This is a genomic window from Cronobacter turicensis, from assembly GCF_041222865.1.
In the GTDB taxonomy this organism is placed as follows: Bacteria; Pseudomonadota; Gammaproteobacteria; order Enterobacterales; family Enterobacteriaceae; genus Cronobacter; species Cronobacter turicensis.
This window is the reverse complement of the sequence record NZ_CP165997.1, coordinates 1577952-1604124: the sequence shown is the minus strand read 5'-3', so window position 1 is coordinate 1604124 and position 26173 is coordinate 1577952. Positions and strand designations below refer to the sequence as shown.

30 protein-coding genes are annotated in these 26173 nt (G+C 57.9%); 20 read left to right on the top strand and 10 right to left on the bottom strand.

The window, feature by feature from the left end; genetic code table 11:
• Nucleotides 1-288: 288 nt before the first annotated feature.
• Nucleotides 289-600 (bottom strand): flagellar hook-basal body complex protein FliE, encoded by a 312-nt coding sequence (fliE, locus tag AB8W27_RS07660; protein WP_007769597.1) that lies wholly within the window; start codon nt 598-600, stop codon nt 289-291.
• Between the two features lie 230 nt (nt 601-830).
• Between fliE and fliF the strand changes: the two genes are divergently transcribed.
• The 14 genes from fliF to rcsA all read left to right on the top strand — a co-directional run bounded on the left by fliF (nt 831) and on the right by rcsA (nt 12567).
• Complete coding sequence (gene fliF, locus AB8W27_RS07655) at nt 831-2546, top strand: flagellar basal-body MS-ring/collar protein FliF (protein WP_015741707.1); 1716 nt, start codon at nt 831-833, stop codon at nt 2544-2546.
• The gene (gene fliG, locus AB8W27_RS07650) at nt 2543-3565 is read left to right on the top strand and encodes a flagellar motor switch protein FliG (RefSeq protein ID WP_041923703.1); all 1023 of its coding nucleotides are present in this window, start codon (nt 2543-2545) and stop codon (nt 3563-3565) included. The genes fliF and fliG overlap by 4 nt, the downstream gene beginning before the upstream one ends.
• Nucleotides 3558-4262 (top strand): flagellar assembly protein FliH, encoded by a 705-nt coding sequence (gene fliH, locus AB8W27_RS07645; RefSeq protein ID WP_007769339.1) that lies wholly within the window; start codon nt 3558-3560, stop codon nt 4260-4262. The genes fliG and fliH overlap by 8 nt, the downstream gene beginning before the upstream one ends.
• Entirely contained in the window at nt 4262-5632 is a 1371-nt protein-coding gene (gene fliI / locus AB8W27_RS07640) for a flagellar protein export ATPase FliI (RefSeq protein WP_041923704.1), read from the top strand. The genes fliH and fliI overlap by 1 nt, the downstream gene beginning before the upstream one ends.
• 21 nt (nt 5633-5653) lie before the next feature.
• Complete coding sequence (gene fliJ, locus AB8W27_RS07635; RefSeq protein ID WP_007699260.1) at nt 5654-6097, top strand: flagellar export protein FliJ; 444 nt, start codon at nt 5654-5656, stop codon at nt 6095-6097.
• The gene (fliK, locus tag AB8W27_RS07630; protein WP_015741711.1) at nt 6094-7356 is read left to right on the top strand and encodes a flagellar hook length control protein FliK; all 1263 of its coding nucleotides are present in this window, start codon (nt 6094-6096) and stop codon (nt 7354-7356) included. Before fliJ ends, fliK begins: the two co-directional genes overlap by 4 nt.
• Before the next feature lie 103 nt (nt 7357-7459).
• Nucleotides 7460-7933: a flagellar basal body-associated protein FliL gene (fliL, locus tag AB8W27_RS07625; protein ID WP_004388144.1), complete on the top strand. Its 474-nt coding sequence runs from the start codon at nt 7460-7462 to the stop codon at nt 7931-7933.
• A gap of 4 nt (nt 7934-7937) precedes the next feature.
• Entirely contained in the window at nt 7938-8942 is a 1005-nt protein-coding gene (gene fliM / locus AB8W27_RS07620; protein WP_007769282.1) for a flagellar motor switch protein FliM, read from the top strand.
• The gene (gene fliN, locus AB8W27_RS07615) at nt 8935-9399 is read left to right on the top strand and encodes a flagellar motor switch protein FliN (protein ID WP_015741713.1); all 465 of its coding nucleotides are present in this window, start codon (nt 8935-8937) and stop codon (nt 9397-9399) included. The genes fliM and fliN overlap by 8 nt, the downstream gene beginning before the upstream one ends.
• Entirely contained in the window at nt 9400-9777 is a 378-nt protein-coding gene (gene fliO, locus AB8W27_RS07610) for a flagellar biosynthetic protein FliO (protein ID WP_015741714.1), read from the top strand. It begins immediately after the preceding gene.
• The gene (fliP, locus tag AB8W27_RS07605; protein ID WP_007769278.1) at nt 9777-10514 is read left to right on the top strand and encodes a flagellar type III secretion system pore protein FliP; all 738 of its coding nucleotides are present in this window, start codon (nt 9777-9779) and stop codon (nt 10512-10514) included. Before fliO ends, fliP begins: the two co-directional genes overlap by 1 nt.
• Nucleotides 10515-10525: 11 nt before the next feature.
• Complete coding sequence (gene fliQ / locus AB8W27_RS07600; protein ID WP_004388139.1) at nt 10526-10795, top strand: flagellar biosynthesis protein FliQ; 270 nt, start codon at nt 10526-10528, stop codon at nt 10793-10795.
• 11 nt (nt 10796-10806) lie between these two features.
• Nucleotides 10807-11595: a flagellar biosynthetic protein FliR gene (gene fliR / locus AB8W27_RS07595; RefSeq protein ID WP_015741716.1), complete on the top strand. Its 789-nt coding sequence runs from the start codon at nt 10807-10809 to the stop codon at nt 11593-11595.
• A gap of 348 nt (nt 11596-11943) precedes the next feature.
• Nucleotides 11944-12567 (top strand): transcriptional regulator RcsA, encoded by a 624-nt coding sequence (gene rcsA / locus AB8W27_RS07590; RefSeq protein ID WP_007699277.1) that lies wholly within the window; start codon nt 11944-11946, stop codon nt 12565-12567.
• Nucleotides 12568-12735: 168 nt separating this feature from the next.
• Here the strand turns inward: rcsA and dsrB are convergent, their stop codons facing one another.
• Entirely contained in the window at nt 12736-12924 is a 189-nt protein-coding gene (gene dsrB / locus AB8W27_RS07585) for a protein DsrB (protein WP_007670278.1), read from the bottom strand.
• A 125-nt stretch (nt 12925-13049) separates the two neighbouring features.
• Here dsrB and AB8W27_RS07580 point away from each other — a divergent pair, with 125 nt between their 5' ends.
• Together AB8W27_RS07580 and AB8W27_RS07575 are read left to right on the top strand one after the other, a co-directional pair.
• Nucleotides 13050-13262, top strand: coding sequence for a DUF2525 domain-containing protein (locus tag AB8W27_RS07580; RefSeq protein WP_041924183.1), 213 nt, complete (start codon nt 13050-13052; stop codon nt 13260-13262).
• Between the two features lie 302 nt (nt 13263-13564).
• Entirely contained in the window at nt 13565-14380 is an 816-nt protein-coding gene (locus tag AB8W27_RS07575; RefSeq protein ID WP_015741719.1) for a mannosyl-3-phosphoglycerate phosphatase-related protein, read from the top strand.
• A 3-nt stretch (nt 14381-14383) separates the two neighbouring features.
• Here the strand turns inward: AB8W27_RS07575 and dgcQ are convergent, their stop codons facing one another.
• The 3 genes from dgcQ to AB8W27_RS07560 all read right to left on the bottom strand — a co-directional run bounded on the left by dgcQ (nt 14384) and on the right by AB8W27_RS07560 (nt 17442).
• Nucleotides 14384-16054: a cellulose biosynthesis regulator diguanylate cyclase DgcQ gene (gene dgcQ / locus AB8W27_RS07570; RefSeq protein ID WP_041923705.1), complete on the bottom strand. Its 1671-nt coding sequence runs from the start codon at nt 16052-16054 to the stop codon at nt 14384-14386.
• Between the two features lie 201 nt (nt 16055-16255).
• Nucleotides 16256-16438, bottom strand: a complete 183-nt coding sequence (locus AB8W27_RS07565) for a YodC family protein (protein ID WP_007769259.1) — start codon at nt 16436-16438, stop codon at nt 16256-16258.
• An 89-nt stretch (nt 16439-16527) separates the two neighbouring features.
• Nucleotides 16528-17442: a DUF808 domain-containing protein gene (locus tag AB8W27_RS07560; protein WP_041923706.1), complete on the bottom strand. Its 915-nt coding sequence runs from the start codon at nt 17440-17442 to the stop codon at nt 16528-16530.
• Between the two features lie 178 nt (nt 17443-17620).
• On the opposite strand from AB8W27_RS07560, the gene yedA reads away from it, so the two are divergent.
• Complete coding sequence (yedA, locus tag AB8W27_RS07555; protein WP_015741722.1) at nt 17621-18532, top strand: drug/metabolite exporter YedA; 912 nt, start codon at nt 17621-17623, stop codon at nt 18530-18532.
• Between the two features lie 3 nt (nt 18533-18535).
• Here yedA and AB8W27_RS07550 read toward each other — a convergent pair whose 3' ends face one another.
• The 3 genes from AB8W27_RS07550 to AB8W27_RS07540 are packed head-to-tail and all read right to left on the bottom strand — an operon-like array spanning nt 18536 to nt 21209.
• Complete coding sequence (locus AB8W27_RS07550) at nt 18536-19033, bottom strand: very short patch repair endonuclease (RefSeq protein ID WP_041923707.1); 498 nt, start codon at nt 19031-19033, stop codon at nt 18536-18538.
• A complete protein-coding gene (locus tag AB8W27_RS07545) occupies nt 19017-20450 on the bottom strand; it encodes a DNA cytosine methyltransferase (RefSeq protein ID WP_081469649.1) in 1434 nt (477 codons plus the stop codon). Before AB8W27_RS07545 ends, AB8W27_RS07550 begins: the two co-directional genes overlap by 17 nt.
• Nucleotides 20451-20510: 60 nt before the next feature.
• Nucleotides 20511-21209, bottom strand: coding sequence for a phosphohydrolase (locus AB8W27_RS07540; protein ID WP_041923709.1), 699 nt, complete (start codon nt 21207-21209; stop codon nt 20511-20513).
• 665 nt (nt 21210-21874) lie between these two features.
• Between AB8W27_RS07540 and ompC the strand changes: the two genes are divergently transcribed.
• Complete coding sequence (gene ompC, locus AB8W27_RS07535; protein ID WP_041923710.1) at nt 21875-22999, top strand: porin OmpC; 1125 nt, start codon at nt 21875-21877, stop codon at nt 22997-22999.
• 154 nt (nt 23000-23153) lie between these two features.
• Nucleotides 23154-23393, top strand: coding sequence for a DinI family protein (locus tag AB8W27_RS07530; RefSeq protein ID WP_007699307.1), 240 nt, complete (start codon nt 23154-23156; stop codon nt 23391-23393).
• 77 nt (nt 23394-23470) lie between these two features.
• On the opposite strand, the gene AB8W27_RS07525 is transcribed toward AB8W27_RS07530, so the two are convergent.
• Both AB8W27_RS07525 and AB8W27_RS07520 read right to left on the bottom strand, forming a co-directional pair.
• A complete protein-coding gene (locus AB8W27_RS07525) occupies nt 23471-24265 on the bottom strand; it encodes an SDR family NAD(P)-dependent oxidoreductase (RefSeq protein WP_015741728.1) in 795 nt (264 codons plus the stop codon).
• Between the two features lie 29 nt (nt 24266-24294).
• The gene (locus AB8W27_RS07520) at nt 24295-25140 is read right to left on the bottom strand and encodes a type 1 glutamine amidotransferase domain-containing protein (protein WP_041923711.1); all 846 of its coding nucleotides are present in this window, start codon (nt 25138-25140) and stop codon (nt 24295-24297) included.
• A 123-nt stretch (nt 25141-25263) separates the two neighbouring features.
• Here AB8W27_RS07520 and AB8W27_RS07515 point away from each other — a divergent pair, with 123 nt between their 5' ends.
• Complete coding sequence (locus tag AB8W27_RS07515) at nt 25264-26166, top strand: LysR family transcriptional regulator (protein ID WP_041923712.1); 903 nt, start codon at nt 25264-25266, stop codon at nt 26164-26166.
• Nucleotides 26167-26173: the final 7 nt, after the last annotated feature.

Below are 26173 nucleotides of genomic sequence, written 5' to 3'. Positions count from 1 at the left end.
GCCAGACATGGGGCAGTTGTACTAATGCAAAAGAATTTTTGAGGGTAACAGGTTTCTGCGTCAACCGCCGCGCATATCACTCGGCACCGGGATGTCCCACTGCATCATCCCGCACGCTTCAATCCCCTGTCAGTTAGATTAGCCCGTACCGCCAACCCGCTTGCGGCACACAGCCCATAAAACAAAAAAGCAGGCAGCCCTGAACAGACAGAGATTCTCTGCCAGCTCATCGCCACCTGCTCATAAAAGCGTGCCTGATAGTTTTCTATCAACGCATTTAGCGGGTTACTACACCTGCATATTCATAATGTCCTGGTATGCCGCAACCAGCTTGTTACGCACCTGGACGCCCATCTGCAGTGAAATGGACGATTTTTGCAGGTCAACCATCACATCGTTCAGCGCCACGCCCGGCGTGCCGATTGCGAATTTTTCCGACTGAGTGCGGGCGGCGTTTTGCGTATCGCTGATACGTCCAAGCGCGGCCTGTAACTCTCCGGCGAAACTCACGGAGGGCGGGGTCTCGACAGCATTATTGCGCGCCACCTGCATGGTGGCCTGCATCTGCTGGAGTACCCCTTCAATACCCTGAATAGCCATCTTTTACCCCTGGATGATTTTTCAACGGGGTGCAGAGTAACATTTTGTCAATGGGATAAAGGCTCTAAATAACGATAAAAAACCAACCTATTTGACCCATAGAAAATCGCGTAACAGCCAATAATGACCCTCGCCATCATAGTGGAACTTTAGTCGTGCTTGCCGACCCTGGAGTCCGTTTTGCTTCATAACACGCATTATTCTGTCAACGCTGAGTCAAGAGGGGCGCAATGACTGCCGCAGCTTCAACTCAAACGCCACAAAATAAAACCGTAGAGTGGCTCAACCGCTTACGCGCAAACCCGAAGATCCCCTTAATGGTGGCCGGGGCCGCCGCGGTTGCTATCATTGTGGCTCTGGTGCTCTGGGCAAAACAGCCGGAGTACCGCGTGCTTTACAGCAATCTGAGCGATCAGGACGGCGGCGCTATCGTCACCCAACTGACTCAGATGAACATCCCTTACAACTTCGCGGATAACGGCGCCTCTATCATGGTGCCTGCCGAGAAGGTGTACGATCTGCGTCTGCGTCTCGCCCAGCAGGGGCTGCCGAAAGGCGGCGCCGTGGGCTTTGAGCTGATGGATCAGGAAAAATTCGGCATCAGCCAGTTCAGCGAGCAGGTTAACTACCAGCGCGCGCTGGAAGGCGAACTGGCGCGTACCATCGAGACCTTAGGTCCGGTGAAGTCGGCGCGTGTTCACCTCGCCATGCCAAAACCTTCTTTATTCGTTCGCGAGCAGAAATCGCCTTCCGCGTCGGTCACCCTGAGCCTGCAGCCGGGTCGCACGCTTGATGACGGCCAGGTCGCTGCCGTCGTGCATATGGTTTCCAGCGCGGTCGCGGGCCTGCCGCCGGGTAACGTGACGCTTGTGGATCAGGCAGGTCGCCTGCTGACCCAGTCCGGCACCGGCGCTCGCGATCTTAACGACGCCCAGCTGAAATACGCCTCCGACGTTGAAGGCCGTATCCAGCGCCGTATCGAATCTATCCTTGCGCCTATCGTCGGCAGTGGCAACGTCCATGCTCAGGTTACCGCGCAGATCGATTTCTCTAATAAAGAACAGACTGAAGAGCAGTACCGTCCGAACAGCGACCCGTCGCAGATGGCGGTACGTTCTCGCCAGCTGAACACCAACGACCAGGTGGGCGCTGGCAATCCGGGCGGCGTACCGGGCGCGCTCTCTAACCAGCCGGCACCGGCGAACAGCGCGCCTATCGATGCGCCTGCCGGGCAGAATGCCAACGGACAGAACGCTAACGGTCAGAATGCGAATGGCCAGAACGCGCAGCGTACGCAGAGCACCAGCACCACTGGCGCCAGCAGCGGCCCGCACAGCAGCCAGCGTGACGAAACCACGAACTACGAAGTGGATCGCACCATTCGCCATACCAAAATGAATGTGGGCGACGTGCAGCGTCTCTCTGTTGCCGTGGTGGTGAACTACCGTCAGTTGGGCAACGGCAAGCCGCTCGCGCTGACCGCCGATCAACTGAAACAGATTGAAGACCTGACCCGCGAAGCGATGGGCTACTCCGACAAGCGCGGCGACACCCTGAACGTGGTCAACTCGCCGTTTACCGCGAGCGATGAAGCCGGTGCCGAACTGCCATTCTGGAAGCAGCAAGCCTTCATCGATCAGCTCCTGTCCGCAGGTCGCTGGCTGGTGGTGCTGATTGTCGCCTGGCTGCTGTGGCGTAAAGCGGTCCGTCCGCAGCTGCAGCGCCGCGCTGAAGAAGTTAAGCGCGTACAGGAAATTCAGCAGCAGCGTCAAGAAGTGGAAGAGTCCGTGGAAGTTCGCCTGAGCAAAGACGAACAGACGCAGCAGCGCCGCGCTAACCAGCGCCTGAGCGCAGAAGTGATGAGCCAGCGTATCCGCGAAATGTCAGATAACGATCCGCGCGTGGTCGCGCTGGTCATCCGCCAGTGGATGAGTAACGAGCTATGAGTAACGCTAATTCCAACGCTAATCCGAATGGGCTGTCCGGTACCGACAAAAGCGCCATTCTGCTGATGACCATCGGCGAAGACCGCGCGGCGGAGGTGTTCAAACACCTCTCGCCTCGCGAGGTGCAGCACCTCAGCGCCGCGATGGCGAGCGTGCGTCAGATCTCAAACAAACAGCTGACTGACGTGCTGGCGGAGTTTGAACAGGAAGCGGAACAGTTCGCGGCGCTGAGCATCAACACCAACGACTACCTGCGTTCGGTGCTGGTCAAAGCGCTGGGCGAAGAACGCGCCTCCAGCCTGCTCGAAGATATTCTCGACTCCAAAGAGACCACTTCGGGTATGGAAACGCTCAACTTTATGGAGCCGCAGAGCGCCGCCGACCTTATTCGCGACGAGCACCCGCAGATTATCGCCACCATTCTTGTGCACCTCAAACGTGCCCAGGCGGCGGATATCCTGGCGCTGTTCGACGAGCGTCTGCGTCACGACGTGATGCTGCGTATCGCCACCTTCGGCGGCGTCCAGCCGGCGGCGCTGGCGGAACTGACCGAAGTGCTGAACAACCTGCTCGACGGCCAGAACCTCAAGCGCAGCAAAATGGGCGGCGTGAGAACCGCGGCGGAAATCATCAACCTGATGAAAACCCAGCAGGAAGAAGCCGTTATTACGGCGGTTCGCGAGTTCGACGGCGATCTGGCGCAGAAAATCATCGACGAGATGTTCCTGTTCGAAAACCTGGTGGAAGTCGACGACCGTTCCATCCAGCGCCTGCTGCAGGAAGTGGAGTCCGAATCTCTGCTTATCGCCCTCAAAGGCGCCGAGCAGCCGCTACGCGAGAAGTTCCTGCGCAACATGTCGCAGCGTGCGGCGGATATCCTGCGCGACGACCTGGCCAACCGCGGTCCGGTGCGTCTGTCTCAGGTGGAAAACGAACAGAAAGCTATCCTGCTCGTCGTCCGTCGTCTGGCGGAAACCGGCGAGATGGTAATTGGCAGCGGCGAGGATACCTATGTCTAATAAGCTTCCCTGGCAGCGCTGGATGCCGGATGACCTCGCCCCGCCTGTAATGCCGGAATTTATGGCATTCGAGGAGACGGTCAACGGCGAAAGCGAAGAAGTCGACGAAGAGCAGTTACGCCTGCAACAGCAGCAGCAAGCGCTGGTGATGATGCAAACCCAGGCGCATGAGCAAGGCTATAACGCCGGGCTCGCCGAAGGGCGTCAGCAAGGCTTCGAGCAGGGCCGCCAGGAAGGCCATTCGAAAGGACTTGAACAAGGGCTCGCCGAAGCGCGCGCCCAGCAGGGGCCGATCCATGCGCGTATGCAGCAGCTGGTGAGCGAATTCCAGTACACGCTGGACGCGCTCGACAGCGTGATCGCCTCTCGCCTGATGCAGATGGCGCTGGAAGCCGCGCGCCAGGTGATCGGCCACGTCCAGGTGGATAACAACCATCTGATTAAGCAGATCCAGACGCTGCTGCAGCAGGAGCCGCTGTTCAGCGGAAAACCGCAGCTGCGCGTACACCCGGACGATTTACAGCGTATCGAAGAGATGCTCGGCGCGACCTTAAGCCTGCACGGCTGGCGTCTGCGCGGCGACCCGACGCTGCATCCGGGCGGTTGCAAAGTCTCCGCCGATGAAGGCGATCTTGATGCGAGCGTGGCGACGCGCTGGCAGGAACTGTGCCGCCTGGCCGCACCAGGAGTGGTGTAATGACCGCCCGTCTGACTCGCTGGCTCAATACCCTCGATAATTTCGAGGCCAAAATGGCGCAACTGCCGTCGGTGCGCCGCTACGGTCGCCTGACCCGCGCCACCGGCCTGGTGCTGGAAGCGACCGGGCTGCAACTGCCGCTCGGCGCGACCTGCATTATCGAGCGTCAGGAAGGCACGCAGCTCCAGGAAGTGGAAAGCGAAGTGGTCGGCTTTAATGGCCAGAAACTGTTTTTAATGCCGCTTGAAGAAGTGGAAGGCATTTTACCAGGCGCGCGCGTTTATGCCCGCGCGGGCCTGGGCGAAGGGTTACAGAGCAGCAAACAGCTGCCGCTCGGCCCGCAACTCCTCGGCCGCGTGCTGGATGGCGCGGGCAAGCCGCTTGACGGTCTGCCCTCCCCTGACACCGAAACCACCGGGGCGTTGATCACGCCGCCGTTCAACCCGCTGCAGCGTACCGCGATTGAAGATGTGCTGGATGTCGGCGTGCGCCCGATCAACGCCCTGCTCACCGTTGGTCGCGGCCAGCGTATGGGCCTGTTCGCAGGTTCCGGCGTCGGTAAATCGGTGCTGCTCGGCATGATGGCGCGCTACACCCAGGCGGATGTCATCGTCGTAGGGCTTATCGGCGAGCGTGGCCGCGAAGTCAAAGACTTTATCGAGAACATCCTTGGCGCCGAAGGGCGCGCCCGCTCGGTGGTGATCGCCGCCCCGGCGGATGTCTCTCCTTTATTACGTATGCAGGGCGCCGCGTATGCCACCCGCATCGCAGAAGATTTCCGCGACCGTGGTCAGCACGTACTGCTGATCATGGATTCGCTGACCCGTTACGCGATGGCGCAGCGTGAAATCGCGCTGGCCATCGGCGAGCCGCCGGCGACCAAAGGCTATCCGCCTTCTGTTTTCGCCAAACTGCCCGCGCTGGTGGAACGCGCCGGTAACGGCATCACCGGCGGCGGCTCGATTACCGCGTTTTATACCGTACTGACCGAAGGCGACGACCAGCAGGATCCGATCGCCGACTCCGCGCGCGCCATTCTCGACGGCCACATTGTGCTGTCGCGCCGCCTCGCGGAAGCCGGTCACTATCCGGCAATTGATATCGAAGCGTCCATCAGCCGCGTGATGACAGCCATCATCAGCGAAGAACATTACGCGCGCGTGCGGACCTTCAAACAGCTGCTCTCAAGCTTCCAGCGCAACCGCGATCTGGTGAGCGTCGGAGCTTATGCCAAAGGCAGCGATCCGATGCTGGATCGCGCCATTACGCTGTGGCCGCAACTGGAAGCGTTTCTGCAGCAGGGTATTTACGAACGTTCCGGTGTAGAGGATGCGTTGCAGGCACTGGAACTTATCTTCCCGTCAGTATGATGAGGTATGAGGGAGGTAGCCATGAAACAAAATGGCGCGCTGAACACGCTTAAAGATATGGCTGAGAAAGAAGTCGACGATGCCGCGTTGCGGCTTGGCGAAATGCGTCGCGGCTGTCAGCAGGCGGAAGAACAACTTTCGATGCTGATGAACTATCAGCAGGAATATCGCAATAACCTGAATCAGACCATGACGCAGGGGATTGCCAGTAACCGCTGGGTCAATTACCAGCAGTTTATCCAGACGCTGGAAAAAGCGATTGAACAGCATCGCCTCCAGCTGTCGCAGTGGAACAACAAAGTCGATCAGGCGCTCTCGTTCTGGAAAGAGAAAAAGCAGCGTCTTCAGGCCTGGCAAACACTCCAGGACCGGCAGGCCAGCGCGGCGCTGCTGGCGGAAAACCGGCTCGATCAAAAAAGAATGGATGAATTTGCCCAGCGGGCATCAATGAGGAAAGGCGAATGATTACGTTGCCCAATGTTGTGCTGACCAGCGACGTCGATGCGACCGGCACCGGTGCCGGGCTGAAAGGCCTCGATGCGAAAGGCGGCGACGCGGCGCAGGATTTCCTGGCGCTGTTAGGCCAGCATTTCGCAGGCGGGCTCCCGCTTGCTGACGGTAAAACGCTGTCGCTCGCGCAGTTGCAGGGCGCTGGTAAAGAGACGCTGGCGGGGAAAACGCTGGCCGACGCCACGGCAGGCCAGCCAGGCGTGCAGAACGATCTGGCGCGACTGCTGGATCAACTGACCAACGGCGAAATCACCCCGGCCGATCTGACGCTTGCCGCAGGCGATGCGCAGGCGGTGACGGCTGACGCCGCGAAGCCCGCGCTGAAAACCGCCGGTCTTGACGACGATAAAAAGCTCAGCGATGAAGATATGGCCGCCTTAAGCGCCCTCTTCGCCATGCTGCCGCCGACTCAGCAGCCGAACGCGGCCGCGGGCGCAACGATGCAGACCCAGGCTCAGGGCGTCGCCGCACTGAGCGCCAGCGGCTTTAGCCCGGCGGCGAGCCTGACTCAGACGCTCGGCAACGCCAAAAGCGATGCCAAAACCAGCGCTAAAAGCGATGACGCCGCCACCCCGCTGACGGCGGCCGCCGCCAGCGCGCCGGTGACCGGCCAGGTTGCCGCGGATGTCGTCGCGCCTGTGTCAACGCTCGATAAAACCGCCGCCGACGTCAGCAGTACGCAGGTGCCGCACAACCTGAACCTGCATGCGCTGTCCTCCACGACGACTCAGGGTTCGCAGAACACCGCCCCGGTGATCGCGATGCCGACCCCGCAGGTCACCGCGCCGCTCGGTACCCCGGACTGGCAGAACTCGGTGAGCCAGCACATTACGCTCTTTACCCGCAACGGCCAGCAGAGCGCCGAGCTGCGCCTGCACCCGGAAGAACTGGGCGCGGTACAGATCAGCCTGAAGCTTGACGACAATATGGCGCAGGTGCGGATGGTGTCGCCGCACAGCCACGTGCGCGCCGCGCTGGAAGCGGCCCTCCCGACGCTGCGCGCGCAGCTCGCGGAGAGCGGTATTCAGCTGGGTCAGAGCAGCATCAGCAGCGAAAACTTTAGCGGTCAGCAGCAGCAAAACAACCCGCAACAGTCTGCCTCATCCCGTTCCGGCGGCGGTTTTAGCCTGAATGGTGAAGAAGAAGCGATTGCCGCTCCGGCAAGCCTTCAGGCAGCCGCTCGCGGCAACGGCGCGGTCGATATCTTTGCCTAACGCCAGAGGTAACGTGATTATTCCCGTTTTTTCCAGGCTTTGACTGCGCGCAGAGACGGGATAATCACTCTATCGCAGTACTGATACAGGAAACCCGAGTCTGATGACTGACAGCGCAATCACCAAAGGTAAAGGCCGTAAACGCTCCATCTGGATCCCGTTACTGGTCATTATAACTCTCGCTGCCTGTGCGACGGCAGGCTATAGCTACTGGCGTATGCAGCAGCATGGCACCACCGCGGCTAAAGCGGCGCCAGAACCGCCGCCGGCGCCGGTCTTTTTCGCACTGGACACCTTCACCGTGAACCTGGGTGATGCCGACCGCGTGCTGTACGTCGGCATTACGCTGCGTCTGAAGGACGAGGCGACCCGCCAGCGTCTGAGCGACTATCTGCCGGAAGTGCGCAGCCGTCTGCTGCTACTCTTCTCTCGTCAGGACGCCTCGCAACTGGCGACCGATGAAGGCAAGCAGAAGCTGGTGGAGGCTATCAAACAGACGCTCTCCGCGCCGCTGGTGGCAGGACAACCGAAGCAGGTAGTGACTGACGTCCTCTACACTGCCTTTATCTTGCGGTAAAGCCATGGGCGACAGCATTCTTTCTCAGGCCGAAATCGATGCGCTGTTAAACGGCGACAGCGAGCAGAGCGCGGAACAGCAAGCGACAGGCGGCGATGGCGACATCCGCCCCTACGATCCCAATACCCAGCGTCGCGTGGTGCGCGAGCGCCTCCAGGCGCTGGAGATTATCAACGAACGCTTCGCGCGCCAGTTCCGTATGGGGTTGTTTAACCTGCTGCGCCGCAGCCCGGACATCACCGTGGGGGCGATTCGTATTCAGCCTTACCACGAGTTTGCCCGCAACCTGCCGGTGCCGACCAACCTTAACCTGATTCATTTAAAACCGCTGCGCGGCACCGGGCTGTTTGTGTTTTCGCCAAGCCTGGTGTTTATCGCGGTGGACAACCTGTTCGGCGGTGACGGCCGCTTCCCGACTAAAGTGGAAGGCCGCGAATTTACCCACACCGAACAGCGCGTCATCAACCGTATGCTCAAGCTGGCGCTTGAAGCCTACAGCGACGCGTGGAAAGCGATTAACCCGCTGGACGTAGAGTATGTGCGTTCAGAAATGCAGGTGAAATTCACCAACATCACCACCTCGCCGAACGATATCGTGGTTAACACCCCGTTTCACGTTGAGATTGGTAACCTGACCGGCGAGTTTAATATCTGCCTGCCGTTCAGCATGATTGAGCCGCTGCGCGAGCTGCTGGTCAACCCGCCGCTGGAAAACTCCCGTCAGGAAGACCAGCACTGGCGCGACAACCTGGTACGCCAGGTTCAGCACTCGGAGCTGGAGTTGATTGCCAACTTCGCCGAGATCCCGCTGCGACTCTCGAAGATCCTGAAGCTGAAGCCAGGCGATGTGCTGCCCATTGAGAAGCCAGATCGCATTCTGGTGCACGTGGATGGCGTACCGGTTCTCACCAGTCAGTACGGCACCGTGAGCGGACAATATGCCCTGCGCGTTGAACATTTGATCAACCCAATTTTGAATTCGCTGAATGAGGAACAGCCCAATGAGTGACATTAACAAACCGTCCGATGAAAAAGCAGGTGACGTGGACGATCTGTGGGCTGATGCATTGAACGAACAAAAAGGCACCGGCGATTCCGCAGAGGATCTGTGGGCCGATGCGTTGAGCGAGCAGAAAACCGCGGGCAAGAGTTCGGCGGACAGCGTGTTCCGCGCGCTGGAAGGCGGCGACATGATTGGTGCGTTGCAGGATATCAACCTGATTATGGATATCCCGGTCAAACTCACCGTGGAGCTGGGCCGCACCCGCATGACCATCAAAGAGCTGCTGCGTCTGACGCAGGGTTCCGTGGTCGCGCTTGACGGTCTCGCCGGCGAACCGCTGGATATTCTGATTAACGGTTACCTGATTGCTCAGGGTGAAGTCGTGGTCGTCGCCGATAAATATGGCGTGCGCATCACCGATATCATCACCCCGTCAGAACGTATGCGTCGCCTGAGTCGTTAAATGAAAAATCAGACCACTGTCCCACAGCCGGCAATGCCCGACGCCGGCTCATCCTTAATCCAGGTAAGCGGCGCGCTAACGCTGATTATCCTCTTTATTCTGCTGTTTGCCTGGATGGCAAAGCGTTTTGGCTTCGCGGCTAAAACCACCGGGATCCGTGGTCTGAAGCTTCACAGCAGCCTGAGCGTTGGGGCTCGCGAAAAGATTGTGATTGTCGAAGTGGAAGATGCCCGCCTGGTGCTGGGTGTGACCGCCACCTCGATTACGCCGCTGCACACCCTCCCGCCTGCGCCGCCCGCGCAGGAGCCGGAAACCGTGCCTGGCGCTGAATTCCAGAACCTGATGAAAAATCTGCTTAAGCGTAGCGGGAGAAAGTAATGCGTCGTTGGTTGAATCTTTCTTTCCTCGCGCTCGGCCTGCTGGCCGCGCCGGCGATGGCACAACTGCCGGGTCTTGTCAGCCAGCCGATGTCTGGCGGCGGTCAGAGCTGGTCGCTGCCGGTACAGACGCTGGTGTTTATCACCTCGCTGACGTTCCTGCCCGCCATTCTGTTAATGATGACCAGCTTTACGCGCATCATCATTGTGTTCGGTCTGCTGCGTAACGCGCTCGGCACCCCTTCCGCGCCGCCAAACCAGGTGCTGCTGGGCCTCGCGCTATTCCTGACCTTTTTTATCATGTCGCCGGTTATCGATAAGATCTATTCCGACGCCTATCAGCCGTTCACCGAAAATAAAATTTCGATGGAAGTGGCGCTCGACCGCGGCGCGCAACCGCTGCGTGAATTTATGCTGCGTCAGACCCGCGAGGCGGATCTGGCGCTGTTCGCGAAGCTTGCCAATACGCAGCCGATTCAGGGGCCGGAAGCGGTGCCGATGCGCATCCTGCTGCCCGCGTATGTCACCAGCGAACTGAAAACCGCATTCCAGATTGGCTTTACCGTGTTTATCCCCTTCCTGATCATCGATCTGGTGGTGGCGAGCGTATTAATGGCGCTCGGGATGATGATGGTGCCGCCTGCGTCTATCGCCCTGCCCTTCAAGCTGATGCTGTTTGTGCTGGTCGATGGCTGGCAGCTCCTTGTCGGTTCGCTTGCCCAAAGCTTTTACAGTTAACGAGGTGCATGATGACGCCAGAATCGGTCATGATGATGGGCACGGAAGCCATGAAAGTCGCGCTCGCGCTTGCAGCGCCCCTGCTGCTGGTGGCGCTGGTTACCGGCCTGTTTATCAGTATTTTGCAGGCGGCTACCCAGATTAACGAAATGACGCTGTCGTTCATTCCGAAAATTCTGGCGGTGTTTGTGGTTATCGTGGCGGCGGGCCCGTGGATGCTCAACCTGCTGCTCGACTATATGCGCACCCTGTTTTCTAACCTGCCGTATATCATCGGCTGACGGCCGCGCCCATGCTGCAATTCACCAGCGACCAGTGGCTTCACTGGCTGACTCTGTACTTCTGGCCGCTGCTGCGGGTGCTGGCGTTGATCAGCACCGCGCCTATCCTGAGCGAGCGCGCTATCAGCATCCGCGTCAAAATTGGTCTGGCGCTGCTGATTACCATTGCGCTTGCGCCGAATATCCCTGGCAGCAACGTGCCGATTTTCTCGCTGGAAGGGCTGTGGCTGGGGCTACAGCAAATGCTCATCGGCGTCGCCATCGGGTTTACCATGCAGTTCGCGTTCGCGGCGGTGCGTACCGCAGGCGAGCTTATCGGGCTGCAAATGGGACTGTCATTTGCCACGTTTTTCGATCCGGGCAGCCGCCTGAATATGCCGGTACTGGCGCGTTTTATCGACATGCTGGCGATGTTGCTGTTTCTCACGGTTAACGGTCATCTGTGGCTTATCTCCATTCTTGCCGATACGTTTTATACCCTGCCCATTGGCGGTGACGCGATTAACAGCAACGCCTTTATGGCCCTGGCCCGCGCCGGCGGTTTGATATTTGTTAACGGGGTTATGATGGCGCTGCCGATGATTACGCTGCTGCTGTCATTAAACCTGGCGCTTGGCCTGTTAAACCGTATGGCGCCGCAGCTGACCGTTTTCGCTATTGGCTTCCCGCTGACGCTGAGTATCGGGATAATCGTTCTGGCTGCGTTAATGCCTTTAATAGCACCGTTCTGTGAACATTTATTCGCAGAAATATTTCACTTGTTGACTGATATCGTTAGCGAAATTCCTGCTAAGGGTTAACCCTCCTTTTTAAATGGTCATCCTAAGGATATTCCTAATGTGGAGAATATATTCTCCGGCTGACCATACATCCCAGGCGGAATTAATGATTTTACGCCTCTCACAGAACCGGATCGCCTCTTTACTTTAAGAACTTTCCTGGCAAATTATACGTAACTTTACGGGATAGTTGGGGTCGCCTGAATGACTTCGATACCCGGCTGATACGATTCACGCTATCGGTCTGCGGTACGCCGTTTGACGCTTTATTATCCCGTAAATGCTGGTCTTAGCAGAACGGCGGTCGTTCTCAGGCTGGTGGAGCAATCGTTGTGCTTTAACGGATAACGCGTTTAGTGAGGGTAGGCTATGTCAACGATTATTATGGATCTCTGCAGCTATACCAGGCTCGGGCTAACCGGTTATTTATCGACGAGAGGAGTGAGGAAACGACAGATATTTCATGCTGATAGCGTTGAAACTCTGGAAGAAGCCTGTCAGCTACGTAAGCCCCATGTGGTGTTTATTAATGAAGACTGTTTTATTCACGATCCCGAAAGCAGTCAGCATATAAAGCACATCATTAATCAGCATCCCGGTACGTTATTTATCGTTTTTATGGCGATTGCTAATATTCACTTTGATGAATATTTACGGGTGCGTAAAAATCTGTTAATTAGCTCTAAATCGATTAAACCGGAGTCGCTGGATGCCATTCTGGGAGATTATTTAACCAAAGATATGCAGTGCATTGGCAAAATCAGTTTGCCTACACTTTCTTTAAGCCGTACTGAATCCAGTATGCTGAAAATGTGGATGTCGGGCCAGGATACGATTCAGATTTCCGATCAGATGAATATTAAGGCCAAAACCGTTTCGTCACATAAAGGCAATATAAAACGTAAAATCAAGACCCATAATAAGCAAGTGATCTATCATGTCGTCCGGTTGACCGATAACGTTACCAACGGCATTTTTGTGAATATGCGCTAACGCCATATATTACTATTACCCTGTACCCTGCACGCTTCGCTTCTGGCGCTCGCTGGAAGGATAAATGAATTCTTCATCGTATCGCTCAGGCGAGGATGAACCCTGCCGTAAAATAACGCCGCCCCGAATTAACGGGGCGGCGTAACAATAAGCAGAAAGTATGACGCGTTATTCTACTTTTTCGACAAATACGCCGTCCGGGTGATCTTTCTCATTAAAGAACCATATTCCCAGCGGATACTCCTCAAGCGAAACCAGATACATCGTACCTTCATTAAAAGGCTCAACGGCCAGCACGACGCCTGGGCGGCGCGGCCCGCCATCCGTCTTAACGGTAACCCGATCGTTAACGTTCATAACTGCTCCTCTTATCACTATTGAGCCAGTGTAGAACAAAACCGCTTTGCTGGCACCGGGTACAGGGTAGCGACTGCGTAAGGAGAGCTATAATTAGCGTGATGGGGCCGCCTGAGGTAAATGCCATGAAACCGGAAAACCCAACGCCAGAAACGCCGCAGGCCGACATCGACGCTCTGCTGGACGCGATCGAGGTGATTAGCGAAGACGAGCAGCACACGCCAGAATGCGTCTCCCCGACGCAGGCGGATGCGCGCAGGCAGGATGCGTGTCGGGAGCTTGGCGAGGAGTTCGAACTGGATATCCGCGACGCGGGGCCGAGCGAAGTGAACCGCTGAGCATAAAAATATCCCGGCCTGGGGAGCCGGGATAAGCTTGCGAAAGCAAGAAGCACTTAAAATTCGTTACACCAGGGAAACTGATGTCGATGAACAACATACCGCAAAATTTTTGTGGCACAAGGATATATTCTCTTGGTGAATAATACACTGCTAATATTATGCGAAGATATATTCACTGCGAGCCAATAACCGCGCGCCTTCCATGGAACCGATCCCGAAATAACCCTGCAAACGAGGCCGATTAATTGAGATTATTCCTGGTCAGCCGCGTAGTCGGCAGCGCATAAAAAGGAGCCAACATGGCGCATCTGAATGACGATTTGCTGGTGATCACCGACCTTGACGGCACGCTGCTTGACCCGAACACGCATGAGTGGGAGCCCGCGCAGGCGTGGCTAACGCGCCTTATCGACCATCAGGTGCCGGTTATTCTCTCCAGCACCAAAACCGCAGCGGAGATCGTCGCATTACAGGACGCGCTGGGGCTCTCCGGGCAGCCGTTTATCGCCGAGAACGGCGCGATTATTCAGCTCGACGCCCGCTGGGAAGATAACCCCGATTTCCCTCGCCTGCTGAATGGCATTCCTCATGACGATATTCTCGCGGTGATCAATCGCCTGCGCGACGAACATGGCTATAAGCTTTTCTGCTTCAGCGATGTCGACGAGAAAACCATTGCCGAATGGACCGGACTTAACCCGAAACTCGCGGCGATGGCGAAGCTGCTGGAGGCTTCAGAGACGGTTATCTGGCGCGACAGCGACGACAACCTGGCGCGCTTTACCGCAAGCCTTGAGGCGCTCGGTTTGATGATGATTGAGGGCGGTCGTTTCTGGCATGTGCTGGACGCGCGCGGCGGCAAAGGCCAGGCGGTGAACTGGCTTAAGGAGCAATACCGCAAGCGCGAAGGCACACTGCGCACCACGCTTGGGCTCGGCGACGGGCCGGACGACGCCTCGCTGCTGGATAACGTCGATTTCGCGGTGGTGGTGAAGGGCCTTAACCGTCAGGGCGTCACGCTAAAGCAGGATGAGCCGCAGCGTGTCTTTCGCACCCAGGAAAGCGGCCCCGCGGGGTTTCGCGAGGGGCTCGATCACTTTCTGGGTAAGGCGTAAGCCCTACCCTTCGTCGCACACCAGGTTGCGCCCGCGCTGCTTGGCAAGATACAGCCGGCGATCGGCTATTGATTGCAGATGCTCGAAATCGTAATCGCCGTCTCGTAACGCCTCGCTGATGCCGACGGACACGCTGATGCGAATGGTGGTGTCCGGGCGCACCAGAATCTCCTGGCTGTTAATACGCTGGCGTATCCGCTCAGCCACCTGCCGCGCGCCTTCCGAGGGCGTACCCGGCAGGATAATGCAGAACTCTTCGCCGCCGACGCGCCCGGCAATATCTTCCGCGCGCAGCGAACGGCTTAACATCCCCGCCGCCCATGTCAGCACCTTATCCCCCGCCTGATGGCCGTAGCGGTCGTTGATGCTCTTGAAGTGATCGAGATCGAGCTGGATAACCGAGAACGGCGCCTGCTGCGCGTCGCATGTCTTCGCGGCCAGACGCGCGCGCTCAAAGAACGCGCCGCGGTTATAGAGCCGGGTGAGCGTATCGTACCAGGCGCGCCACTTCAGCGAACGCTGCATGGTAAGCATATTGCGCACCATCCCGACAATCACTCGCCAGGAGATAAACAGCATGGCGGTAAAGAGCAGCCACAGCAGGCCGAGCACCATCGCCACCTTGCCGAATTTCCCTTCCGCGCTTTGGGACACCGTGGTGACTTTCACCAGTACGCCGTCGAAATAGTCGAGCTTTGCCCAGGCGATAAAACGGGTATCCATGCGCGCGTCGCCCTCATTAGCAAGCTCCATCTGGCGCGCCAGCGCCGCTTTATCCTGCGCCGTGAAGTGCAGCGCGGTGTCGTTGCGGGACGAGGTGGTGGTGATGGGGCTGAGCTGGCGATCGAACAGCAGGATCTCGCCGCCGCTGTCGTCGTCATTAAGCGCGTTTTGCAGGAAATCACGCATCGCAGGGATAGGGAAATCCATCGCCAGCACGCCAAACCAGCGGCCGTTATCATCCAGCGGAATACTGGCGGTAACGCGCTGACCGGACGGCATGCTGAGATCGCGCCCGTGCAGCCAGCGCACGCCGCGTCCCGGATTGCGCCGCAAAGATTGATCGAGAAACCAGCGGCTGCTGACCTGCTGATAATAGAGCTCCGGAATGCTTCCGTGGCCGAAAAACGGCAGATTGGTGAGGTAAAACCCGGCGCGCGAGACATAGAAGGTACGCACTTCCGGGCGCTCGCTACGGGCATCGGCGATACTCAGCATATGGCCGAGCGCCAGCGTGGCATTCAGTTCGTTGTATAACAGCGCCTCGTCGCGCTCAAGCAGCGTACTCTGGGCGATAAACGCATCCGACACGCCCTGTATCTCCGGCGCCAGATCGCGCCCCGTAGGCAGCATCCATTCACGCTTGTGGCGATCCGCGTTGAAGCCTGCCATCACGGCGTCGGTCTGCGGGCCCTCCAGCAGATTGTGCATGGCATAGCGCATACCGGCGCGATAGAACAGCAGTTTATCAACGCTGTATTGCAGATTGCGGTCCATCGCCGTGGCGATACTGTCAAGCTGGTTGCGCTGCGAGGAGATAAACGCATCCTGCAAAATCACCCCCTCACGCCATGTCAGCAGCGTGGAGAAGATAAATACGACGCAAAAACAGAAGTTGACGACCCGTATGGGGTTTTTGGTCCGCCAGCGGCTGATGAGTATCTTGTCAGGCACGTCAGACTCCCTGTACTGATAAAGGCTCGACTCGTTGAGGTTGAGTGAAGATCGGGCGGCTCAGATAATACCAGGCGGCGCGGATATTAAAAGTGTGGCCGGTTTTTTACGGATTGTCGCCTGAAACGTGAAAGGATGTCGTTGATCTGTTACAGGATGGGGAAGGAAAGAAAACGCCCGGCGCAGTGGCCGGGCGTTATGTTAACGACGTTCTTCGCGAGACTTCCTTTCGCCCGGAAGGAGTTCGTCTTCACGAAACGCCTCCCGCTGCACGCCGTACCCGTCATACCAGCGGCATTCCACCATGCCGCTCGAATAACCGGTCACAACCATGCGTTGACCACTCTTTTTGCGCTGGACTTCATCGCTGACTAAAAAGACCATGACTGCCTCCTTTATCAGTGTGAAAACATCCAGAAGATAGTCAACGCGCGCGATTTTCGCCTGTCACGCCGCAAATTTCAGGACTATTCTCAGTGCGCCGGTTTGCGGCGCAGCCGTCCGATAAGCGAAACAACCGCGAGCACAAGGGCGCCGATGATAAAACCGAGCACCAGATTCAGCACGGTGGGCATCACCGCCGCGCCAATACCGCCGAGACCCTGCGCCCAGTATTCAATGGCGTGATGCAGCGGCGCGATACCATGCACCACAATGCCGCCACCTACCAGGAACATCGCCACTGTGCCGAGGATCGAGAGCGCCTTCATCAGCCACGGCGCCGTGACCAACAGCCCTTTGCCGACGCCGCGCGCCAGCGCCGAGCGCTTATCCGCCAGCCAGTAGCCCATATCGTCAAGCTTCACGATAACCCCGACGATGCCATACACGCCGAGCGTCACGAGAATGGCTATCCCGCTCAGCACCAGCACCTGGTTTAACAGCGGCGCTTCGGCCACGATGCCAAGCGTAATGGCGACGATTTCCGCCGAGAGGATAAAATCGGTGCGCACCGCGCCTTTCACTTTATCGCGCTCGTAGAGTTTAGGGTCTTGTTTTGCGATGTCGTTAAGACGCTGCTGCTTCTGCTCCGGCGTCTCTTTATGTTTACGCGCGTGCAGGCTGTGCACCACCTTTTCCACGCCTTCGAAGCACAGAAACGCGCCGCCGACCATCAGCAGCGGCGTAATCGCCCAGGGCGCGAAGGCGCTGATGATAAGCGCGAGCGGCACCAGAATCAGTTTATTGAGCAGCGAACCTTTCGCCACCGCCCAGACCACCGGCAGCTCGCGGTTGGCGCGTACCCCGGTCACCTGCTGAGCGTTAAGCGAGAGATCGTCGCCCAGTACGCCTGCGGTCTTTTTTGCCGCGAGTTTTCCCATCATTGAGATATCGTCAAGTAAGGTGGCGATATCATCCAGCAGCGTTAATAAACTACTTCCGGCCAAAATTTCATTCCTTCGTGTTGTGATTCTGGAGTGTTAAGTATGGAGCAAAAGCCGTGGCCCCGAAACTACCACCTTCTGTCAACGCAAAATTAACCTAAGTGAAACAATTAAAAACCTCGCCTCGGCAATAATTTTATCGTTCACTATAAGCGTTCTTTATTTCGCGTCGTGAGGGCGTATGCGTTTCGGTCGAGTTTTACCGCTGTTGGGCGCGCTGTTCGCGCTGTATATCATCTGGGGTTCCACCTATTTTGCTATTGCCGTCGGCGTGAAAAGCTGGCCGCCGTTTATGATGGCGGGCGTGCGCTTTCTGTGCGCGGGCGTCCTGCTATTGACGTATCTGCTGGCGACCGGCCATAAACTCCCGGCGCGGCGCCCGATGCTGAACGCGGCGCTGATTGGCGTTCTTCTGCTGGCCGTCGGCAACGGCTTTGTGACGGTCGCTGAGCATCAGCATGTGCCGTCAGGCATCGCCGCCGTGATGGTCGCGACCGTGCCGCTCTTCGCCCTCATTTTCAGCCGTTTCTTCGGCATCCAGACCCGCAAGCTGGAGTGGCTGGGCGTCGCCATCGGCCTTGCAGGCATCGTGCTGTTAAACAGCGGCGGCAACCTGAACGGCAACCCCTGGGGGGCGCTGTTGATTCTGATTGGCTCGTTAAGCTGGGCGTTCGGCTCGGTCTACGGCTCGCGTATCGAACTGCCGACCGGCATGATGGCGGGCGCCATTGAGATGCTGGCGGCGGGGCTGGTGCTGATGGCGGCGTCGCTGCTGACCGGCGAACGGATGACTGCGATGCCCGACCTCTCCGGCTTTCTGGCGGTGGGCTATCTGGCGCTATTCGGTTCGGTTATCGCCATTAACGCCTATATGTACCTTATCCGTAACGTCTCGCCTGCGGTGGCCACCAGCTACGCCTATGTCAACCCGGTCGTGGCGGTGCTGCTCGGCACCGGTTTTGGCGGGGAAAGCCTGTCACAGATTGAATGGATGGCGCTGGGCGTAATCATTGTGGCGGTACTGCTGGTGACGCTCGGTAAATATCTGCTGCCGGCCAAACCGGTCATTACGCCCTGTGACGTTCAGAAGTAAACCTTAACCGGCGGGCGGCGCAGGCGGCTCGCCGTCAAGGGCGTGAATGCCCTGAATGTCTATTTCGGCATGCGCCCCGCCGCTGCAAATCCACTCTTCCAGCCGTTCGGCAAGCGCCTCGTCAGAGAGCTTTTCGCGGCCCCGCAACGCGCACTCCCAGACTAACAGCACGCGCCAGCCCTCGTTTAACAGGGTCGCCACGTCGCGCTTATCGCGCGCCACGTTTTTGCCAATTTTATCGAGCCAGAAATCGGTGCGGGTAGCGGGCACTTTAAAGAGATAACAGTGGTGGTGATGCCAGAAACAGCCGTGGGTGAAAATGACGCAGCGGTAGTCGTCGAGCACAAAATCAGGACGTCCGGCGAGCGCGGCGTCCTGTACGCGAAAGGTAAAGCCTTGTTCTGTGAGCAGCGCGCCGAGCCGCTTTTCAATGGCGGTATCGCGCGTGGCGATGGCGCGCATATTTTTACTACGAATGGCCTTGCTATGAACGTCCGCCATCGGTCTTCTCCAGACGCTGACGCACCGCCTGCGCGATGCGCGGGCGCAGTAGCTGGGCGACGGCGGCAAAGGCGGGCACCACGACCGAGTTGCCGAACTGGCGATAGGCCTGAGTATCGGAAACCGGAATGCGAAACGCGTGGCTCTGCGGCGCTTCAAAACCCATCAGCCGCGCGCATTCGCGCGGCGTCAGGCGGCGCGGACGGCGCTGCTGGTTGGTCGCATCATCAAAATCCTGCTCGCCCAGCGCTTTATCCCAGCCGCGGTCGATTAAAATTTCCGCGCCATCTTTGTAATAGCGCGCCGAGAGGGTGCGCGCCACGCTGGCGGGGTTTTGCGGGTCCACCAGGCCATAGCCGAAGCCGTTGCCCTTCGCCTGATGCTTCTGGGCGTAGCGGTAGAGATATTTCCACAGCGTCGGCGTCAGCACATAGCGCGCGTCGACGGTCGGGTCGAGCAGCTCGCCAAACGCCGGGCGTCGCGCCGGGTAGAGCTCAGGCAGCGCGCGCAGCGTAAAGCCGTCGTGCAGGTTGAGATCGCGACGAAAGCCCACCAGCACGATGCGCTCGCGGTGCTGGGGCAGGAAATGTTTGCCGTCGATAATTTTCGGATCGTCCGGGCCCATCTCGGCGGCGTCCGCCACTTCATAGCCCAGTTCATCCAGCGTCTGCATGATGATTCGAAAGGTAATGCCTTTGTCGTGACTCTTGAGGTTTTTGACGTTCTCCAGCACGAAGATCGCGGGCTGACGCGCGGCGATAATACGCACCACGTCGAAAAAGAGCGTGCCCTGGGTTTCACAGGCGAAACCGTGCGCGCGGCCCAGCGCATTTTTCTTCGAGACGCCCGCCAGCGAAAACGGCTGACACGGAAAGCCCGCCAGCAGAACGTCATGCGGCGGAATGCACGCGCGGATGTGGTCGGCGGCGGCCTCGTCGCTCACCTCGGGCTTGTGGCTTAGCGTGACATCGCGGATGTCTTCATTGAACTGGTGCAGTTGCGGGTCGCAATACCAGTTAGCTTTATAGGTGCGCACCGCGTGTTTGTTCCATTCACTGGTAAACACGCACTGACCGCCCGCGGCTTCAAAGCCGCTGCGGATGCCGCCGATACCGGCAAAGAGATCGATAAAGCGAAAGGCGTAGTTCGGATGATGGCGCGGCGGCGTGGGGAGCAGCGCAAGAAGACGGCGATACTCTTCGGCGCCAAGGCGCGCGCCGCCCGCGATGAGCTGCTGGCGTTTCAGCCTGGCGCGGCTCCAGCGTTTTTCGCCTGCGTCATTTAAGATAGCCACCAGCGTTTTGGTGTCGTAAATCTCCAGCACTTTTTGCAGCAGCGCATGCGCGCTCAGCGCAGGGGCGGCGTTAAGATCCGCGCCTGCCAGTACATCCTCAGTAACAGAGTGATTGTCGAGCATTACCTTCGCCATACAAAACCGATATCTGACAGAGTAACACACTTTCGCGCGGGGCTGCGGTTAAGGCGTGACCTGAATAAAGCGCCGCAACACCTCTTCATCAAGCTGGCAAAAATCGCCTTTCAGCTCGGCGCAAAGCTTAGCCATGTAGTGAACGAGAAAATCGGCGTTATGGCGCGCCAGCGCCCTGCCCGCCTCAGTTTGCATGGTGGCAGGCAACGTCAGCAGTTTTTTCTGGAAGTGATCAAGCGCCCAGGCGGTGTCGTCAAGCTCACGATCTTCAGCGAGCGGATCCTCACTGTCAAACAGCGCCCTGCCCAGCGCGCCGGAGACATAAAAGACCCGCGCCAGTCCGATGGCCCCGAGCGACTCCAGACGGTCGGCGTCCTGGACGATTTTCGCCTCAAGCGTCGTGGGGGCTATCCCGGCGCTGAAGCTGTGCGCCCGCACCGCATGGGCCACATCGTCATACGCGTCGCGGGGGAAATCGGGAAAGTGAGTTTCCAGAATGCGCAGCGTCTCCTGGGCGGCAAGCGTCGACGCCAGATGGCGCTGCGGATGATTCTTGGGAAGATTAACAATATCGTGGAAGTAACAGGCGGTCAGCACCACCAGGCGGTTGGCTTCGCTGCCTGCCATGATCTGCTGGGCCGTATTCCAGACGCGGCGAAAGTGCGCGACATCATGTGCTTTATCGTCCTGATTCCAGCTTTGATGCAGCCAGTCGTCAAAACGCTGCTGCCAGTGGGTTAGCGACATAAAGGCTCCTTGTGCGCGGGTCAACCCGGTTTATTTCTGTAATGCAGATCACAAAATTAGCACGCTTTGCACGCTTTTGCGCGAGTCGATTTTTCCACGGCGCAGCGCTGCCGGTGATTTCTGGCTGTTCGCCACGTGCGGGGCCGTTTATATATTCACTTAACAAATATTTTGCAATTAAAGCTGGCTGTTATTCAACGTGCTTACCGCCATTCATTGGCGGGAAATAAATATTCTCCACGCCGAAACCAGACTTTTTTCGGCATTTTTTAATGGATTTAATACCGCTATATTTTCCGAAAATTCGTTATCCTGATAATAATTCACAGGGGAATGATATGTTAACGACGGGCGGATTAACAGAGCGTTTCGCGGCAGCCATTTATCGTGCGCAAACGCAGGCCCTGCGCGCGTCGCCAGATTTCCCCGGACAGGTTTATTATCGGCCGTCATTTTCTGCATCGGCTTAATAAATAGATATAAATAATAATTAAAACGATACAATAACCCCGACGAATACAGAAAATAAAACGACGACACGCACAGGAAAATAACTTTTGTGGCGATTTTTCATTCTGCTAATATGCGTGCCGCGGACACCCTTCCGCCACGTCATTCATTTACACCATTCATTGATATTATTTATGACGATAAGGAAATTAATAATGAAAAGAAAAGTACTGGCTCTTGTTGTACCCGCATTATTATTCGCAGGCGCTGCCAATGCTGCAGAGATTTATAATAAAGACGGCAATAAACTTGATCTGTTTGGTAAAGTTGACGCGCGTCATACGTTTTCCGATAACCCGGGCGACGACGGCGATGGCACCTATATCGAGTTTGGCTTTAAAGGCGAAACCCAAATCAGCACGGAACTGACCGGCTATGGCATGTGGAACTACAAAATCATGGCCAACAGCCCGGAGGACAGCAACACCTCCTATAACAAACTCGCTTTCGCAGGCCTGAAATATGGCGATTACGGCTCTTTCGATTACGGCCGTAACTATGGCGTGATTTACGACGTCGAAGCCTGGACCGATATGCTGCCGGTGTTCGGCGGCGACTCCTATACTTACAGCGACAACTACATGGTGGGTCGCGGTAATGGTATGGCGACGTATCGCAACACCGATTTCTTCGGCATGGTCGATGGGCTTAACTTCGCGCTGCAATACCAGGGCAATAACGAAGACGACGGCAACGGCAACGAAGGCACCGCGGGCGGTCACGGTATCCAGACCCAGAACGGCGACGGCTTCGGTCTGTCCACCACTTACGATTTCGGCATGGGCTTTAGCGCATCAGCCGCTTACTCCAGCGCCGATCGTACCACCAAACAGGTCAACTATGGCCGTGGCGATTCTATCGTCGCAGGCGGCGATCGCGCCGATGCGTGGGCCGCCGGTCTGAAATATGACGCTAACGATATCTATCTCGCCGCCACCTATGCCGAAACCCGCAACATGACGCCGTATGGCGACGGCGATGGCATCGCCAACAAAACGCAGAACATCGAAATCGTGGCGCAGTACCAGTTTGATTTCGGCCTGCGTCCGTCGCTGGCGTACCTGCAGTCCCGCGGCAAAGACCTGTGGCATGCCGGGAAGTACCAGGACAACGATCTGGTCAAATACGCGGATATCGGCGCCAGCTGGTATCTCAACAAAAACTTCCTGACCTATGTTGATTACAAAATCAACCTGCTGGATGAAGACGACGACTTCTACAAAGACAACGGCATTGCGACCGATGACATCGTCGGTATCGGCATGGTGTATCAGTTCTGACGCGTAACGCATCTCCCCTTTCAGGCCCGCCGCGCGCGGGCCTTTTTATTTTTCACGCATCTTCGCGCGCGCCTTCACTCTCCACTTTACCGGACGTCATACGGGCGCTATAGTGTGCCAGGACTGTATATATATCCATACTGTGGAGTTTTCCATGTTTGTTGAACTGGTTTATGACAAACGCAATGTCGCAGGCTTGCCCGGCGCGCGTGAGATTATCCTGGCCGAGCTGACCCGCCGCGTACACCGCATCTTCCCGGATGCTGACGTGCGTGTTAAGCCAATGCAGGCCAACGGTCTGAATTCCGACGCCACTAAAAACGATCGCGAAAAGCTGAACCGGATGCTGGAAGAGATGTTCGACGAAGCCGATATGTGGCTGGTCAACGAATAAGCGACGCTAAAAAACCCGCCGGTGCGGGTTTTTTAGTCTCTGCGGGCCTTATGGAACCACGCTCAGCCCGCGTGTGATTACAGAATCGAGCGGTAGGTACCGCCTTCCACGCGTACCGCCGCGCCGTTCGACGCCGCCCCCAGCGGGCTTGCCAGCAGCGCCACCATCGCAGCTATCTCATCGGCTTCAATCATGCGCGCAATCAGCGAGCTCGGACGATACGTGGCGAAGAAATTCGCTTCGACCTGCGCGTCGGTCATACCCGGCCGCGGCGCGGTCTGTCGCAGATATTCCATAATGCCTTCCGAGCGGGTGGCTGAGGGCAGCACGCTGTTCACCGTCACGCCGGTGCCTTTGGTTAACTCCGCCATGCCGCGCGACACGGCAAGCTGCGCCGATTTACTCATCCCGTAGTGCACCATATCCGGCGGCGTAAACGCGCCCACCTCGCTTGAAATAAAAATGACGCGGCCCTGGTTCTTCGCCAGCATCTGCGGGAAATAGTGCCTGGAGAGCCGCACCCCGGACATCACATTAACCTCAAACATCCGTAGCCACGCTTCGTCGGTGATCTCCGCAAACGGCGTCGCCTCATAAAACCCGAGATTATTGATCAGAATATCCGTCTCAGGCTGGTTTGCGGTCAGCGTCGCGACGCCTTCTGGCGTGCTGACATCCGCCAGCACACCGGTAACGCGGGCGCCTTTTGCCCCGCTTTCAATCGCCGCTACCGCCTCGGCCAGCTTCTCTCGGTCGCGGCCGGTAATCGTCACCGCCGCGCCTTCCTGCGCCAGCGTCCGGGCGATGGCAAGGCCAATGCCCGCCGTCGCCGCCGTCACTATCGCCGTTTTGTGGTTCAGTTGCAGATCCATTTTGGTTCCTTAATGCAGTGCGTCAGGGGTTAGTGGAGACGTTCCAGTAGCGCCTGCGCTACCGCCGTCGCCGAAGCCGGGTTCTGGCCGGTGATCAGTTCCCGATCCGTCACGATATGCGACGTGAACGGTTCGCTATTGCTGCTGTACTTTCCGCCTGCCTGCTCAAGCGCCGTTTGCGGGTAAAATTTCATCGCGCCGCCTTTCGGCAACAGGCCTTTGGCTATCTCCTCTTCCGCATTGCTGATGACCGTCATCCGGTAGCCCGCGTAGATCCAGTCGCGCTGCGCCGAAGCGTGGCCCGTTTCCGCCAGTTGTCGGGTAAACGCCGGGGCGTCCGGCAAAGTGGAGAGCAGCGCGATGGGGCCGTGACAGACCAGCGCCGTGGGCTTACCGGCGGCATGGAACGCGGCCAGCGCCTGTCCGAGCGCCGGGCTGGTCAGCAGATCCTGCATCGGCGCATGGCCGCCCGGAATGTAGATAGCGTCAAACTCGCCGTAGCCGCGCTGCGCGGCGCGCGCCAGGCTGATAACCGGCGAAGACACAGGCGAAGTGAGCCTGAGCTTATCGAGTAGCGCGCGATGCGTGCGCCACGCGTTGACGTCGTTGTTGAAATACATTTTGTCGTCAGAGGATTTATCAAGCGTCGGTGCCAGCCCGTTTGGCGTGGCAAACGTGACCTGATGCCCGGCGTCCAGCAGACGTTTTACCGGCTGCATCAGCTCATTCAGATAAAATCCCGTCGGGAACACCTTACCGTCTTTGAGATCCAGATGGTCAGCGTCAGACAGCACCACCAGTACGCTGGCGGCGTGCGCGTTCAACGCAGAGAGGCCCAGCGCTGCGGCGAGCGCGAGATGACGAACGATTTTCACGATGTACTCCTGTTCATGTCGGTGGATTCGCAAGCCTCGCCTGCGTTATGCGCACACTGTAGTGTTTCCTTAAAAGTGGATAAACTACCGCTAAAGACATTCATTTGTTCTTCAGGAGACATAATGAGCCGACGCTTTGCCCATCTCAGCGATGTGGAAATCTTCGTGACGATAATTGAGAAAGGCTCGATCACCGCGGCGGCAGTGGCGCTGGGCACGACGGCATCGGTGCTGAGCCGCGCGCTGACGCGGCTTGAGACGCGCCTTGGGGTTCAACTGGTGAGGCGCACCACGCGCCAGCTCAGCCTGACGCAGGCCGGGCGGCACTATTACGAACAGGCGTGCAGCGCCTTCAGCGTTTTCGAACGCGCCGAGCGCGATATCCAGGGGCGTGGGGCCGAGACGGTGGGCCATGTCAGGCTAAGCGCGCCGACCACCTACGCACATTACCGGCTCCCGGCGCTGTTGACGCGTTTCGCCGCGCAATATCCGGGCATTACCGTTGAGCTTAACATCGCCAACCGTAACGTGGATTTAGTGGCGGAGGGGTACGATCTGGCGATCCGTCTGGGCACGCTGCCGGACAGTCGCCTGGTCGCGCGTAAGCTGGAGGAGGCGCCGCTGTGTCTGGTCGCCGCACCGTCCTACCTGCGCCAGCACGGCGAGCCGCAGCAGCGAGCGGATCTGGAAAATCATCGCTGCCTGCCGTTTATTATGCCGAGCAGCGGACGCGTCGCGCAGTGGAGCCTGTGTGAGGAGGAAAAGCCAGTCGAGTGGACGCCGAAGGGGCAGATTCAGGTCTCTGATGACATTCTGGGCGTTATCTCGCTTGCCGTCAGCGGCGCGGGCATCTGCCAGACGTATGATTTTATCGCACGCCCGTTTATGGAAAACGGCCTGCTGACGGAGATCCTCCGCCAGACCCGTGGGCGAACACGTCCTTTCTCGCTCATCTATGCGCCGCATAAAGGCCTGTCGTCCGCCTGTGAAGCGTTTATCCACTTTATGCAGCAGGCGACAGGCTAACACCTCC

Coding starts and splice junctions, on each gene's coding strand:
- fliL (WP_004388144.1), top strand. CDS start 7,460: ATGACTGACAGCGCAATCACCAAAGGTAAAGGCCGTAAACGCTCCATC.
- AB8W27_RS07540 (WP_041923709.1), bottom strand. CDS start 21,209: ATGTCGCTAACCCACTGGCAGCAGCGTTTTGACGACTGGCTGCATCAA.
- fliP (WP_007769278.1), top strand. CDS start 9,777: ATGCGTCGTTGGTTGAATCTTTCTTTCCTCGCGCTCGGCCTGCTGGCC.
- AB8W27_RS07515 (WP_041923712.1), top strand. CDS start 25,264: ATGAGCCGACGCTTTGCCCATCTCAGCGATGTGGAAATCTTCGTGACG.
- AB8W27_RS07575 (WP_015741719.1), top strand. CDS start 13,565: ATGGCGCATCTGAATGACGATTTGCTGGTGATCACCGACCTTGACGGC.
- fliJ (WP_007699260.1), top strand. CDS start 5,654: ATGAAACAAAATGGCGCGCTGAACACGCTTAAAGATATGGCTGAGAAA.
- fliQ (WP_004388139.1), top strand. CDS start 10,526: ATGACGCCAGAATCGGTCATGATGATGGGCACGGAAGCCATGAAAGTC.
- AB8W27_RS07545 (WP_081469649.1), bottom strand. CDS start 20,450: ATGCTCGACAATCACTCTGTTACTGAGGATGTACTGGCAGGCGCGGAT.
- ompC (WP_041923710.1), top strand. CDS start 21,875: ATGAAAAGAAAAGTACTGGCTCTTGTTGTACCCGCATTATTATTCGCA.
- AB8W27_RS07580 (WP_041924183.1), top strand. CDS start 13,050: ATGAAACCGGAAAACCCAACGCCAGAAACGCCGCAGGCCGACATCGAC.
- fliR (WP_015741716.1), top strand. CDS start 10,807: ATGCTGCAATTCACCAGCGACCAGTGGCTTCACTGGCTGACTCTGTAC.
- rcsA (WP_007699277.1), top strand. CDS start 11,944: ATGTCAACGATTATTATGGATCTCTGCAGCTATACCAGGCTCGGGCTA.
- fliO (WP_015741714.1), top strand. CDS start 9,400: ATGAAAAATCAGACCACTGTCCCACAGCCGGCAATGCCCGACGCCGGC.
- fliM (WP_007769282.1), top strand. CDS start 7,938: ATGGGCGACAGCATTCTTTCTCAGGCCGAAATCGATGCGCTGTTAAAC.
- AB8W27_RS07530 (WP_007699307.1), top strand. CDS start 23,154: ATGTTTGTTGAACTGGTTTATGACAAACGCAATGTCGCAGGCTTGCCC.
- fliK (WP_015741711.1), top strand. CDS start 6,094: ATGATTACGTTGCCCAATGTTGTGCTGACCAGCGACGTCGATGCGACC.
- AB8W27_RS07550 (WP_041923707.1), bottom strand. CDS start 19,033: ATGGCGGACGTTCATAGCAAGGCCATTCGTAGTAAAAATATGCGCGCC.
- AB8W27_RS07525 (WP_015741728.1), bottom strand. CDS start 24,265: ATGGATCTGCAACTGAACCACAAAACGGCGATAGTGACGGCGGCGACG.
- AB8W27_RS07565 (WP_007769259.1), bottom strand. CDS start 16,438: ATGGTCTTTTTAGTCAGCGATGAAGTCCAGCGCAAAAAGAGTGGTCAA.
- fliF (WP_015741707.1), top strand. CDS start 831: ATGACTGCCGCAGCTTCAACTCAAACGCCACAAAATAAAACCGTAGAG.
- fliE (WP_007769597.1), bottom strand. CDS start 600: ATGGCTATTCAGGGTATTGAAGGGGTACTCCAGCAGATGCAGGCCACC.
- fliG (WP_041923703.1), top strand. CDS start 2,543: ATGAGTAACGCTAATTCCAACGCTAATCCGAATGGGCTGTCCGGTACC.
- fliI (WP_041923704.1), top strand. CDS start 4,262: ATGACCGCCCGTCTGACTCGCTGGCTCAATACCCTCGATAATTTCGAG.
- yedA (WP_015741722.1), top strand. CDS start 17,621: ATGCGTTTCGGTCGAGTTTTACCGCTGTTGGGCGCGCTGTTCGCGCTG.
- dsrB (WP_007670278.1), bottom strand. CDS start 12,924: ATGAACGTTAACGATCGGGTTACCGTTAAGACGGATGGCGGGCCGCGC.
- fliN (WP_015741713.1), top strand. CDS start 8,935: ATGAGTGACATTAACAAACCGTCCGATGAAAAAGCAGGTGACGTGGAC.
- fliH (WP_007769339.1), top strand. CDS start 3,558: ATGTCTAATAAGCTTCCCTGGCAGCGCTGGATGCCGGATGACCTCGCC.